We start from the raw sequence: 14,210 nt of genomic DNA, 5'->3' as shown, positions 1-14,210 counted from the left end.
CCAAATTGGGTTAAATGAATATTAGAAAATCCATATTGTTGCGTGTGTACTTGGCTTTCGGGCTTATGGTATTGGGGGCTTTTGCAGTATTTGCGAAGCTTATTCACTTGCAATATGTGGATGGTGGTAAGTGGAAGGCTTTAGCGGATAGTTTAACCATTCAGGAACGTGTTGTCGAGGCTACACGTGGTAATATTTACTCGAACGATGGTAGCTTGTTGGCAACGTCGGTGCCGGAGTATGAAATTCGTTTCGATGCAATGGCTATACCGGAGGAGCGTAGCGATGTGTTTAATGCGAAGGTGGATTCCTTGGCTATTAGGTTGTCGGCGTTTTTTAAAGATCGCTCTTCCCGACAGTATTTGGTAGCGCTTAAAGAAGCACGGGCAAAAAAACAGCGTTACTTGCTTTTAAAACGTGCTGTTTCGCATCAGGAATTGAAGGTGTTGAAAACATTTCCGCTGATGCGGGTATTTCGTGAAGGAAAAACGCGCTTCTCTAGTAGCATGGTGTCGGTAAGGCAGAATAAAAGAATTTTACCTTTCACGAATCTGGCAGCACGAACTATAGGCTATAAAAACGATGAGTTTCGTGTGGGTTTGGAGGGCGCTTATGGCGATTATATCGAGGGTAAGAGTGGTGCTCAGATGATGCAGCGTATTGCTGGTGGGGTGTGGGTGCCCTTGAATAGGGAGGTGGAGGTTGCTCCGGTTGATGGTTCGGATATTATCTCTACTATTGATGTGAATATGCAGGATATGGCTCAACGTGCCTTGGAGAAGCAGCTGAAGGAAAGTAATGCCGATAATGGCTGTGTAATCTTAATGGAGGTGGAAACTGGGGAGATACGTGCGATTGCTAACTTCACGAAGGATAAGGATGGCGTCTATCGCGAAAAATATAATTATGCTATTGCGCAAGGTGCCGATCCGGGATCGACTTTTAAGCTGGCGTCTTATTTGGTGGCTTTGGATGATGAGTTAATCGATGTCAATACTACCATAGATATTGGTAATGGTACGTATAAGGTGCCATCGCATACGATTCGCGATTCGCATGCGCCTAAGAAATCTATTATCACGGTAAAAGAGGGCTTTGAACAGTCGTCGAACGTGGCGATTACAAAATTGATTAATCAAAACTATGGCGATCGTCCGGAGAAGTTTACATCGAAGTTGCATAGCTGGGGATTGAATGAACCTTTGGGCTTGCAAATTCCGGGTGAGGCGACGCCGCTTGTGAAAACTCCGAAAAGTAGAAGCTGGAGTAAGCTGTCGCTGATTCAGATGGCTTATGGTTATGAATTGAAATTAACGCCTTTACAGACATTGGTATTGTACAATGCTGTGGCTAATGATGGTCGGATGATTGCGCCTTTATTTGTTAAGGAGATTCGCCATTTGGGAAATACAGTGGAGAAGTTTGAGGCGCGTGTTATTAATAAACAAATTGCTTCAAAAACTGCCATTTCAAAAATGCGTGAGATGTTGGAGGGGGTAATGGTGGAAGGTACCGGTAAGAAGATGACTAGCCCGTTGTATACTTCTGGTGGTAAAACCGGAACGGCACAAATGGCCGACGATTCGCGTGGGTATGGTGCGCGTAGGTATCAGTCTTCTTTTGCGGGTTATTTTCCTGCCGAACATCCGAAGTATTCCATGATTGTCGTTATTCGTAACCCTAGAAATGGGTATTATGGTGGCGCAATTGCAGGTCCTGTTTTTAAGGAGCTTGCGGATATGGTGTATGCCAACGATCTGGCCTTGCACGGGCATTTTGCAACCCGTAAAGTTAATGTGGCTGGTCATAAAACACCACAAACGCTTAAGGGTTCTAAAGAGGCCTCAGAAAGGGTGTATGAAGCTTTAGGCTTTAAGGTGTCTAACTGGAGTAGCTTAATACAGGCGGATTCGGGCGCTACGGGGGCTGCTGCAGCATTGGCAGAGGTTAATGTGCGTGAGGGGGTTGTACCGAATGTGGTTGGAATGGGTTTGGTGGATGCTATTTATGCCTTAGAAAATGCGGGTTTTAAAACGCATGTTTATGGTAAAGGGAAGGTTGTCACACAGTCGTTGATTCCTGGGGAAAGATTAAAAATGGGAACAGGGGTAAGTATTCAATTGAATTAATATGAAGCTAAAGGATTTATTACACGCAATACCTGTTATAGAGGTCGTAGGGACACTGGATGTGGAGGTGTCTTCCGTTTGCTTCGATTCAAGAGCAGTCGTGGCGGGAGCTTTATTTGTTGCCGTAAGGGGGGTAACTGTGGATGGTCACTTGTTTGTGCAGACAGCTGTGTCGAATAAGGCCTTAGTCATTGTTGTGGATACCTTACCGGAGCTTATTTCGGAAGAGGTGACTTATATTGTTGTGAACGACACTTCGTATGCTTTGGGAATTATTGCGGGTAATTTTTATGGTAATCCTTCGGAGTCTTTGAAGTTGGTGGGCGTAACGGGTACAAATGGTAAAACGACCATAGCCACGTTATTGTTCAACTTGTTTGACAATATGGGGTATCAGGTGGGCTTACTTTCTACGGTGGAAAACCGTATCGGTAGCCAGGTGATTCCGGCAACACATACAACGCCGGATCCGGTGGCATTGAATCGCTTGCTACGCCAGATGGTCGACGTAGGGGTGGATTACTGTTTTATGGAGGTTAGTTCGCACGCTATTGTGCAACAGCGTATTGTGGGTTTACATTTTACGGGTGGTATTTTTACTAATATTACTCATGATCATTTGGATTTCCATAAGACCTTCGATAAGTATATAAAAGCTAAAAAAGGCTTTTTTGATGATTTAGATGGTTTTGCTTTTGCTTTAACCAATATAGACGATAAAAATGGTGCGGTGATGATTCAAAATACCTTCGCCCATAAAAAAACGTATGGCTTGCATAATGCAGCTGATTTTAAGGCTAAAGTTATCGAAAGTCATTTCGATGGGATGTTGTTAGCTATTGACGGGCGTGAGGTGTGGGTGAAACTTGTTGGTGGTTTTAATGCATACAATATCTTGGCTGTTTATGGCGCTGCAATTTTATTGGAGCAGGAGACCATTAAGGTTTTAACGGCTATTAGCGAGATTACGGGCGCTGAAGGACGCTTTGAAACGCTGCGCTCGGCATCGGGCGTTGTAGGTATTGTCGACTATGCACATACACCGGATGCTGTAGCCAATGTATTAGAAACGATTCAGCACCTTCGGGTTGCCGGGCAGCAGATTATTACGGTTTTAGGCTGTGGGGGGGACCGCGATAAAACAAAGCGGCCGGAGATGGCTAAGGTTGCCTTAAGGTATAGTGATAAGGTAATTTTAACATCTGATAATCCGCGTACTGAAAATCCAGAACAGATTATTAGGGATATGGAGGTAGGTGTATCTCCAGAGAATAAGAAAAATACATTAACCATTACAGACCGTAGAGCGGCAATCCGTACGGCTTGTCACTTAGCGAAACCTGGCGATATTGTATTGATCGCTGGAAAAGGACATGAAAAATATCAGGAAGTGAATGGTGTACGCCATCATTTTGATGATAAAGAAGAATTAGAGCAAACGTTTAACGAACAATAAGAGTCATCAATGTTATATTATTTATTTAGCTGGTTACAAGAACATTTTCATATACCTGGAGCAGGACTGTTTCAATATATCTCTTTTCGTACCGCAATGGCTGTGATTCTTTCCTTGGTCTTTACGACCGTTTATGGAAGTAGATTAATTCGCATTTTGCATAAGAAACAGGTTGGTGAAACTATTCGTGACTTAGGACTAGCGGGAGAGCAGGCTAAAAAGGGAACGCCGACGATGGGTGGACTTATAATTATTGCGGGGATTCTTATCCCTACATTGCTGTTTGCTAAACTGGATAACATTTATATTATTATTATGGTAGTAACCACGTTGTGGATGGGTGCTATCGGATTTTTAGACGATTATATTAAGGTTTTCCGGAAGAATAAGGAGGGCTTAGCGGGTCGCTTTAAGGTTATCGGACAGGTAGGATTAGGGGTTATTATTGCGATAACCATGTTTTTTCACCCTGATATTGTGGTGCGTGAGCAGGTGGTAAACCCTACTTCGTCGAAGCCTGTCGAGTTGGTTATCAATCCGCAGACGGGAGAAAAAACGTATGCCGAGAATGTAAAGTCTACAAAAACGAATATTCCGTTTTATAAGAACAATGAGTTCAATTATGCTAAGGTGCTGAGTGTATTTGGCCTGGAGGGTACTTGGACAACATTTTTGTTGTTTTTGGTGGTTGTAGTGCTTATTGTTACTGCCGTATCGAACGGTTCCAATCTTACGGATGGTATTGACGGTTTAGCAACAGGTACATCGGCAATTATTGGCGTTACATTGGCAATCTTGGCTTATGTTTCCGGCAATATTATATTCTCGGATTATTTAAATATTATGTATATCCCGAATTCTGGAGAGCTGGTGATTTTTGCTGGTGCTTTTGTGGGGGCTTGTATCGGTTTCCTATGGTACAACGCTTACCCTGCTCAGGTTTTTATGGGTGATACGGGCTCTTTAACCATCGGGGGTATTATTGCGGCATTTGCCATTCTTATCCGTAAGGAGCTGTTGATTCCTGTATTGTGTGGTATATTCCTTATCGAGAGTTTATCGGTTATTGTGCAGGTTTCTTATTTTAAATACACGAAGAAAAAGTATGGGGAAGGAAGACGTATATTTCTAATGTCGCCTTTGCACCATCATTACCAAAAAAAGGGATATCACGAGTCTAAAATTGTGACTCGTTTTGTTATTGTAGGTATCATTTTGGCCGTTTTAACCATTGTAACATTGAAAGTAAGGTAGCATGAGCAATATAGCACATACATATTATCCGCAGCAAGGTCGTTTAGTGATTCTTGGCGCCGGCGAAAGCGGTGTTGGGGCTGCCATCTTGGGGAAAGATAAGGGCTTTGATGTTTTTGTGTCGGATATGGGTTCCATTGATCCTAAGTATCAGACGCAGTTGCTGGCGGAAGAGATTACTTTTGAGGCTGGAGGTCACGATGAGGCGCTTATTTTAACTGCTGATTTGGTGGTTAAAAGCCCTGGAATTCCGGAGAAAGCACCTTTGGTTCAAAAGCTGCGTGCTGCAGGTATTTCGGTGATCTCTGAAATTGAGTTTGCCGCTCAGTATACCGATGCACGCTTGATTTGTATTACCGGATCTAATGGTAAGTCGACCACAACGTTGTTAACTTATTATACCCTGCAGAAGGCTGGTCTTTCGGTGGGCCTTGCCGGCAATATCGGGAAAAGTTTTGCCTTTCAGGTGGCTAGAGCGCAGTTTGATAGCTATGTATTGGAGATATCGAGTTTTATGCTCGACGATATGTACCATTTTAGGGCGGATGTTGCGGTTTTATTGAATATTACTCCGGACCACTTGGATCGGTACGATTATAATATGGATAAGTATGTGAACTCGAAATTCCGTATTATCCAAAATCAAAAGCCTACGGATTATTTTATCTACTGTGCCGATGATGAAGAGATTAATAAAGCTATGCCTAGGTTTAACATACCGGCATTGCAGTTGCCTTTTTCGCAGCAACAGTTTGTGGAGACAGGGGCATATTTAGATACACAGAACAATATATTAATAAGTATACCTAATACGGAGGCATTTACGATGAATATTGAAGAATTATCATTACAGGGACGACATAATACCTATAACAGCATGGCTTCGGGCTTGGTGGCTAAAATACAAGAGCTTCGCAATCAGCTGATAAAGGAGTGCTTAGGCTCTTATGTCAATATACCGCATCGTTTAGAGCATGTAGCCTATATTGGTGGTGTTAACTATGTTAATGATAGTAAAGCTACAAATGTAAACTCGGTATGGTATGCGTTAGAGAGCTTCTCTACAGATATTGTCTTGTTGTTAGGGGGTGTTGATAAAGGTAATGATTACGACATGTTGCGTGATCTGGTGAAGAAAAAAGTGAAGGCTATTGTTTGTATCGGTAAAGATACCGCTCGTATACACGATGCCTTTGAGGATGATGTGGATGTTATTGTAAACAGTTCGTCTATGCAGGATGCTGTGCAGATAAGCTCGCACTTGGCCGTGAAGGGAGACACGGTATTGTTGTCGCCGGCTTGCGCTAGTTTTGACTGGTTTAAAAACTACGAGGAACGGGGTGATAAATTTAAAGATGCTGTAATTTCGTTATAAATTCCTTAAACTATGGAGCAGGTATTTTCGAAACTAAAAGGCGACAAATGGATATGGATTATCGTACTGATTTTATCAGGATGGTCCTTGCTTGCTGTTTACAGCTCTGTAGGAACTTTGGCCTATAAAGAGGGTAAAGGTACAGAATTGTATCTCTTTAAGCACTTTTCGATTATTGCTGTCGGTCTTGTATTGATGTATCTATCGCATAAATTGGATTATAAATGGTATGCCGGAATTTCTAAGATTTTAATGGGAATTACCATTCCGTTGCTATTGTATACGTTGATTTTTGGTAGTTCTGTTAACGAGGCTTCACGCTGGGTTACGATCCCTGTGATTAACCAGACTTTCCAGACTTCCGATTTGGCGAAGCTGTCGTTAATTACTTTTTTAGCGCGTATGTTATCGCGTAAGCAGGAGGAAATTAAGGATGTTAAAAAATCATTCCTCCCCATTATGGGCGCCGTATGTTTAGTCTTTGTATTAATTGCTTGGGCTAATTTGTCTACGGCATTAATGGTGTTTGGTACTTCGGTGTTGCTGCTGTTAATAGGTCGTATATCTTTTAAACAGATTGCTTATGTGTCGTTGGGAGTTGCTGTTTTAGGGATTATCGTGATTTCGATAGGTCCGCGTAGAGCCACTTATTTTAGTCGTGTGGAGGGGTTCTTTAAAACCGAACAGACGCACGACTCGCATGTCCCTTTCCAGGAGGATAAAAACTATCAGGCCAATAATGCAAAGATTGCTATTGCTACAGGTGGTTTGTTTGGTAAAGGACCGGGGAATTCAGTACAGCGTAATGTATTACCTCACCCGTATTCGGATTTTATATTCGCGATTATTATTGAAGAATATGGTACGGTAGGTGGTTTTATTTTGTTGTTTTTATACTTGGCATTAATGTATCGCTGTATACGTATTGTAACCATGAGCCCGCGTGCTTTTGGTGCCTTTTTGGCCGCAGGATTAGGGTTTAGCTTAACCATTCAGGCGTTGGCAAATATGGCTGTTGCAGTTGGTTTAGGCCCCGTAACTGGGGTGCCCTTGCCGTTGGTAAGTATGGGGGGAACATCGATATTGTTTACTTCCGTGGCATTGGGAATTATTCTTTCGGTGAGTAGAAATATCGAGGAATTAAAACAGGATGAGGAATTGAAAGAAACACCAATGCCGAAGAAGGTGGTGTTAGGAACGATATAAAAGAATATGAAAATGGCGCATAAAGTTATTATAAGTGGTGGTGGTACGGGAGGGCATATCTTTCCTGCGATTGCGATTGCAAATGCTTTGCGCACGCTTGAACCAGATATTGAAATTTTGTTTGTAGGTGCGCTAGGGAAGATGGAGATGGAAAAGGTGCCTGCTGCAGGATACAAAATTGTAGGTTTAGCTATTCAGGGTATTAACCGGAAGTCATTGCTTAAAAATCTGACTTTACCTTTTAAACTGGTTGCCAGCTTGTTTAAAGCCAGAAAGCTGATTAAAGACTTTGGCGCACAGGCGGCAGTTGGGGTTGGTGGTTATGCTTCTGGCCCATTATTAATGATGGCGAATTTTATAGGCTTGCCAACTTTAATTCAGGAACAGAACTCTTTTGCGGGTAAAACGAATAAGAGCTTGGGTAAGAAGGCTAAAAGGATATGTGTGGCATACCAAGGTATGGAGCAGTTTTTTCCAGCGGATAGGGTGCTTTTAACTGGAAATCCTATTCGTCGGGCTTCGGTTGATATCGCGGGAAAACGCGAGGAGGCTTTACGTTCTTTTGGGCTTTCGGCAAATAAAAAGACGGTGTTGGTAACGGGCGGTAGTCTTGGAGCGGCTACTTTAAATGCTTGTGTGAAGCAGGCTTTAACTGGGTTTGAACAACAGGATGTGCAGGTAATTTGGCAGTGTGGTGGGTATTACTATGATCGTTTGCAGGCTGAGCTGCATGGGCAGCTTCCTAGCCATGTCAAAATGATGCCGTTTTTGCAACGTATGGATTATGCGTATGCTGCTGCGGATTTAATCATAGCTCGTGCTGGTGCTGGAACGATATCTGAGCTTTGTGTGGTAGGAAAACCGGTTATTTTGGTGCCTTCACCAAATGTGGCGGAAGACCATCAGACAAAAAATGCTCGTGCTCTTGTTCATAAACAGGCGGCACGTATGGTTAAAGATGCTGATGCCGAGCAGCAGTTGATGCATACGGCATTTGATCTTTTGGCTGACGATAGGGCTTGCCAGGATTTAGCCCGTAATATTAAAGAATTAGCACTGTTGGATGCTGATGTGGTAATTGCTAAAGAGGTTTTAAAATTAATAAAGTAACAATGAATATAGATCAAATAAAACAAGTTTATTTACTAGGTATCGGTGGTATCGGGATGAGTGGCTTGGCCCGCTACTTCCACAAGCTTGGCTGTGCGGTTTATGGTTATGACCGTACGGAAACTGATTTGACTATGGCATTGGTGCAAGAGGGAATACCGGTAATTTATACCGACGATGCCCAACTTATTCCTGCAGATTTTAATACGCCTTCGGAAAATTCACTTGTTATTTTTACGCCTGCAGTTCCTAAAGATCTTCAGCTCAAAAATATCTTCGAACAACGGGGCTTTGAACTTTTTAAACGTTCGCAGGTTTTAGGTTTTATTTCGGCTAGTAGGTTTACTATTGCTGTTGCTGGAACACACGGTAAAACGACAACATCGACGATGATTGCGCATATTTTAAAAGATTCGGGATTTGATTGCTCGGCTTTTTTAGGGGGCATAAGCTCCAACTATAATAGCAATGTTTTGTTTGGTGCGAATAATGTCGTGGTCGTGGAGGCTGATGAGTATGACCGATCGTTTTTAACCTTACACCCGAATATTGCGGTAGTAACATCTGCAGATGCAGATCATTTGGATATTTATGGCGATGAATCGCATTTGATTGATTCGTTTAAGCTTTTTTTAGACCGTGTTGTAGATGGCGGAAAAAGTATCGTAAAGGTGGGGCTGCCTTTTCAGGGGGATATCAGTTATACGCGTGATGGTGTCGCGGATGCTTATGCGGCAAATGTGTTGGTCAAAGATGGGGAGTTTTACTTCGATTATAATGCCGATGGAATTACAGTACAGGATATCCGCTTAGGGATTCCTGGTCTTCATAATGTTGAAAATGCGGTGGCAGCAATTACTGTGGCACGTTTGTTAGGCATCGATATGGACAAAATTGTCGCTGCCTTAGCTTCTTTTGCAGGGGCAAAGCGACGTTTTGAATATATCGTCCGGAAGCATGATCAGGTATATATCGACGATTATGCACATCATCCGGAGGAGTTGCGCGCCTTTTTAACCTCTATGCGTAAGTTATACCCTTCGCGGAAACTTACGGTAGTATTCCAACCGCATTTGTTCTCTAGAACTAGAGATTTTGTGGATGGTTTCGCATCCGTGTTGGCGCTGGCTGATGAATTGTTACTGATGGAGATTTATCCAGCTCGCGAGCTCCCTATAGCGGGTGTTACGGCTTCATGGTTATTAGAAAAGGTGGATCTAGCCAATAAAAGGGTCGTTACTCCGGCGGAGGTTCTCCACTTTGTGGAAACGGAGCAGCCTGCATTAATCGTTACCGTAGGTGCGGGAGATATTGACCGGTTAGTAAAACCTTTAAAAGCAATAATGGAAAGATAATATGAGAAATATCCGTTGGAATTTGGTTTTATATACTATCCTTGGACTACTTGTCTTCGGCGGTTTAGTGGTGCTTATGGGAATGATTTCGCGTAAGGATAAAGCTCAAAACTGCGCTGGATTGACGGTGATGGTTGAGGGTAAAGAAACTTTTATCGATCAACAGGATATCTCTAACATGATACATAGTAAGTTTGGCGACTTATTACATATGCCTCTGAAGGAGGTGAAATTGCATGCCATTGAATTGGAAATCGAAAGATTGCCTTATGTATCTGCGGCTGAAGTTTATGCAGATATGGATGGTAAAATCCAAGTAAAGGTGCAACAACGGGAGGTTTTATTGCGGGTAATAAATAACAACGGAAAGGAATATTATGTCGACGCTGTGGGTAATAAGATTCCGGTTACCTTAAAATATGTTCCTCACGTATTGGTTGCCAGTGGTCATATTTCGGAAGGCTATAGTAAGCCTTTGGAAAAGGTCGAGTCGCAGCTCTTGAAAGACTTAATTAAGATTGTTGATCGTGTGAAAGACGATAACCTTTGGGGAAATCAGATTGTTCAGTTATATGTGAATGAACAAAAGGATATTGAGCTTATCCCTCGGGTGGGTAAGGAACTGTTGGTTATTGGTACGGCAGATTCTTTGGATTATAAGCTAGAAAGATTAGCACTTTATTATACAGAAATTGTTCCTAAGGTTGGGGCTGAGGCTTATCAAAAGGTCAATGTGAAATATGGCGGGCAGATTATTTGTGAGCGTAAGGGAAATTGGATAATGGATAGCTTGCAGTTTAAAATGAGTATGAAAAATAATTAATACAGCAAACAATACAGCAAAAATACAGCATATGAAACCAAAATTTACAGAAATGGACAAAGAGAATCCAATCATCGTAGGATTGGACATCGGCACAACAAAAATTTGTGTTACAGTAGGACGTCGTAGTGGTTTGAACAAGATAGAACTGCTGGGTGTGGGTAAGGCTGAATCTGCAGGCGTGAACAGAGGGGTCGTTGCCAATATCCAAAAGACGGTTTATAGTATTCGTGAAGCTGTTTCTTCGGCCGAAGGACAGTCGAACGTAGATATTAAAGTCGTGAATGTGGGTATTGCTGGTCAGCATATTAAAAGTATTCAACATCGTGGTATTCTTACTAAAAATGATGATGATGAAATTGGGCGTTTGGATGTCGAACGTTTAATCTCGGATATGTACAAATTGGTGTTGCCTCCAGGGGAGGAAATAATTCATGTGCTGCCTCAAGAATTTACCATCGATAATGAACCTGGTATTAAAGAACCTGTAGGTATGGCGGGGCGCCGTATGGAAGCTAATTTCCATATTATCTCTGGCCGTGTTACGGATATAAAAAATATAAAAAAGTGTGTGGATAACGCTGATCTTGAAGTGTCGTCCCTGCTTTTAGAACCTCTGGCATCATCTGAAGCTGTATTGGATGAGGAAGAGAAAATGGCTGGTGTTGTTTTAGTTGATATTGGTGGGGGTACAACCGATGTGGCTATTTTTCATGAAGGAATAATCCGTCATACTGCTGTAATTCCTTTGGGTGGGAATATTGTTACCGAGGATATTAGACAGGGCTGTGCTGTCTTACGTAATCAAGCTGAGCAGTTAAAGGTTCGTTATGGTTCTGCGCTGGCCGACGAAAATAAAGAAAATGAAGTTATCTGTGTACCTGGTATTCGGGGTAGAGATTCGAAGGAGGTTTCGGTAAAGAACCTGGCTTATATTATCCAAGCTCGGATGGAAGAGATTGTAGAGCATGTTTACTATGAAATCAAAGCTTCGGGTTACGAGGATAAATTAATTGCTGGTATCGTTATTACGGGAGGTGGCGCGCAGCTTAAACACTTGGTTCAGCTGGTCGAGTATATCACCGGTATTGATTGTCGTATTGGCTATCCAAATGAATATTTGGCGAAGACGGAAATGATTAGTAAGGTGATCTTTGAGGAAATGAAAAGCCCCATGTATGCTACGAGTGTGGGCTTATTGATTCGCGGTATTCAGGCTGTAGAAGAGGATGAGGCCGTACAATATGAAATTAAATCGAAGAAGACGGATAAAACACCGGTACGTGAAATTGCGGAAAAACAAAATAAGAAGGAAAGCTGGTTTTCTAAGATTATCTCTGAATTTATTCGTGATAATCAGGAAATCGATGATGATACATTTATTGGAAAAAAATAATTTTCCACACTATTAAAGTTTTTTCCACATTTTGACATTTGTTAATAACTTTTGTGGATAATTTGTGTATAATTACATTCGAATTGTTGAGTTCTGTAGGATAGCGTCAACTTGACAGTTCATAAAAATAGGATATTTATGTCGATACAATTTGAAATGTTAAAAGAGCAATCATCTATTATTAAAGTTATAGGTGTTGGTGGTGGCGGCGGTAATGCCGTGAACCATATGTACAAGCAGGGGATTAGTGGAGTTGATTTTATCATATGTAATACTGATGCTCAGGCCTTAGAGTTAAGTCCGATTCCTAACAAAGTACAATTGGGAGTTAGTCTTACAGAGGGTATGGGAGCTGGTGCGGATCCTGATGTAGGTGAGAACTCGGCTATCGAAAGTATTGACGATATAAAAAGAATGTTAGGTACCAATACCAAAATGTTGTTTATTACAGCTGGTATGGGTGGGGGTACAGGAACGGGGGCAAGCCCGGTTTTGGCAAAAGCTGCCAAAGAAATGGGAATTCTTACCGTTGCTATAATTACTACGCCTTTTGCATTCGAAGGAAAAAAACGCCGTGTTCAAGCAGAAGACGGTTTAGCAGAATTACGTAAATATGTAGATTCTTATTTGGTTATTTCTAACGACCGCTTACGCGAAATCTTTGGTAATTTAACCATGACAGCTGCTTTTGCGAAAGCAGATGATATTTTAACTACTGCAGCAAAAGGTATCGCTGAAATTATCACTATCCCGGGTTACTTAAACGTCGATTTTAAAGATGTACGTACCGTAATGAACGACAGTGGTGTCGCTATTATGGGGAATCATATTGCTTCCGGCGAGGACCGCGCAATTAAGGCTGTTACAGGTGCTTTGGCATCGCCTTTATTGAAAGATAATGAAATCGAAGGTGCGCGTTATATCTTGTTAAACATTACTTCGGGTATTACGGAAGTAACGATGGATGAGGTCGCTATTATTACCGACTATATCCAAGAAAAGGCGGGCCTTACTGCCGATCTTATTTGGGGTAACTGTATGGATGAAACGTTGGAAGATAGCCTTTCGGTAACCATTATTGCTACAGGGTTCCAAACGTCTGAGGAGCGTGTTAAAGAGAAGGAAAAAGAAAAAGTGGCTTTACCATTAACACCGGAGCCTTCATCTACTGCTTATGTGAAGCAGGTTACGCAGAACCAGTTTGTAGAACGCCCGGCAGAAGCGGCGCATGCTGTATATGTAAAGCCCGTTAATCCGTCCGAAGGACCTACCAATACAATGGCGCAGACAGATTTGTTTACTACGTCGGCAAGACCCGCAAATGTGTCGCAACAGGCATATCAGGCAGAGCCTCAAATGATACGTCACACCTTAGAGGTTAATGAGAATATAGTAGAAGAAGAGGGTAGAGCAGAAGAAAATCATGGTTATGAATTAAAAACTTCTCCTTCTTTGTTCGAATTTAAATTGCCTACGGTTTTTGATGCTTATCAGGATGCTGCAGCTGCTCCACAAGCTGTACCAGAAGTTTCTCCACGTACGAATGTAAATGTAAATGTAAACCAGAATCATATCGTAGAAAATAAGACCGTATTTGTGGAAAAACAGGAGGAGGTGAATTTTGAGGATCAGCTTTTGAAGACTAAAGAACGTATTCTGCGTTTGAAGGAATTGAGCATGAAATTAAAATCATCAAATGGTTTGCAAGAGCTGGAAAATGAACCTGCGTATAAAAGAAAACAGAAAGTTTTAGATGATGTTCCGCATTCATCAGACTCTCAGGTTTCAAGATTTACGCTTTCATTTGATGATGGCGTCACAGAAATCAGATCCAATAATTCTTTTCTGCACGATAACGTAGATTAGTATAAAATAGCTATATAGACATATACATAAAACAACTAGCGCAGGCCTTTTTTAAGCCTGCGCTAGTTGTTTATAACAGCTTTAACCTAGCCGATGCTACTAGCGCAGCAATCGGGGCTTTGGCCGTGCTTGTTGCTTGTCGTGTTATAGCGCTTAATAAAAACCCTACAAAAACAGCAGAAACATTTGGTTCTGCTGCTTTTGTAGGGTTAACACTTCCTGTGTATAAGGTAACGTTAA

10 protein-coding genes are annotated in these 14,210 nt (G+C 41.9%); all 10 read left to right on the top strand.

From position 1 onward, the window contains the following. Nucleotides 1-14 precede the first annotated feature (14 nt). The 10 genes from ACL9RF_RS16805 (at nt 15) to ftsZ (ending at nt 13,970) form a co-directional block, all read left to right on the top strand. A complete protein-coding gene (locus ACL9RF_RS16805; protein ID WP_422801801.1) occupies nt 15-2,129 on the top strand; it encodes a penicillin-binding protein in 2,115 nt (704 codons plus the stop codon). 1 nt (nt 2,130) lies between these two features. Then, complete coding sequence (locus ACL9RF_RS16800) at nt 2,131-3,585, top strand: UDP-N-acetylmuramoyl-L-alanyl-D-glutamate--2,6-diaminopimelate ligase (RefSeq protein ID WP_422801800.1); 1,455 nt, start codon at nt 2,131-2,133, stop codon at nt 3,583-3,585. A gap of 9 nt (nt 3,586-3,594) precedes the next feature. After that, on the top strand, nt 3,595-4,839 hold the full coding sequence (gene mraY / locus ACL9RF_RS16795; RefSeq protein ID WP_422801799.1) for a phospho-N-acetylmuramoyl-pentapeptide-transferase: 1,245 nt from the start codon (nt 3,595-3,597) through the stop codon (nt 4,837-4,839). 1 nt (nt 4,840) lies between these two features. After that, nucleotides 4,841-6,214 (top strand): UDP-N-acetylmuramoyl-L-alanine--D-glutamate ligase, encoded by a 1,374-nt coding sequence (gene murD / locus ACL9RF_RS16790; protein WP_422801798.1) that lies wholly within the window; start codon nt 4,841-4,843, stop codon nt 6,212-6,214. Nucleotides 6,215-6,226: 12 nt separating this feature from the next. Continuing rightward, nucleotides 6,227-7,420, top strand: a complete 1,194-nt coding sequence (locus ACL9RF_RS16785; protein ID WP_422801797.1) for an FtsW/RodA/SpoVE family cell cycle protein — start codon at nt 6,227-6,229, stop codon at nt 7,418-7,420. Nucleotides 7,421-7,432: 12 nt separating this feature from the next. Further along, nucleotides 7,433-8,530 carry an undecaprenyldiphospho-muramoylpentapeptide beta-N-acetylglucosaminyltransferase gene (gene murG / locus ACL9RF_RS16780; protein ID WP_422801796.1) on the top strand — a complete coding sequence of 366 codons (1,098 nt, stop codon included), beginning with the start codon at nt 7,433-7,435 and terminating at the stop codon, nt 8,528-8,530. 2 nt (nt 8,531-8,532) lie between these two features. Beyond that, complete coding sequence (gene murC, locus ACL9RF_RS16775) at nt 8,533-9,885, top strand: UDP-N-acetylmuramate--L-alanine ligase (protein WP_422801795.1); 1,353 nt, start codon at nt 8,533-8,535, stop codon at nt 9,883-9,885. 1 nt (nt 9,886) lies between these two features. Further along, a complete protein-coding gene (locus ACL9RF_RS16770) occupies nt 9,887-10,708 on the top strand; it encodes a cell division protein FtsQ/DivIB (RefSeq protein ID WP_422801794.1) in 822 nt (273 codons plus the stop codon). Between the two features lie 31 nt (nt 10,709-10,739). After that, nucleotides 10,740-12,104 (top strand): cell division protein FtsA, encoded by a 1,365-nt coding sequence (gene ftsA / locus ACL9RF_RS16765; RefSeq protein ID WP_422801793.1) that lies wholly within the window; start codon nt 10,740-10,742, stop codon nt 12,102-12,104. A 138-nt stretch (nt 12,105-12,242) separates the two neighbouring features. After that, nucleotides 12,243-13,970: a cell division protein FtsZ gene (gene ftsZ, locus ACL9RF_RS16760; protein WP_422801792.1), complete on the top strand. Its 1,728-nt coding sequence runs from the start codon at nt 12,243-12,245 to the stop codon at nt 13,968-13,970. The last annotated feature ends 240 nt before the right edge of the window (nt 13,971-14,210 follow it).

The sequence above is a fragment of the Sphingobacterium sp. Mn56C genome (genome assembly GCF_049319645.1).
In the GTDB taxonomy this organism is placed as follows: Bacteria; Bacteroidota; Bacteroidia; order Sphingobacteriales; family Sphingobacteriaceae; genus Sphingobacterium.
The sequence above is the reverse complement of the archived record's forward strand: the minus strand, read 5'-3'. Positions and strand labels throughout refer to the sequence as shown.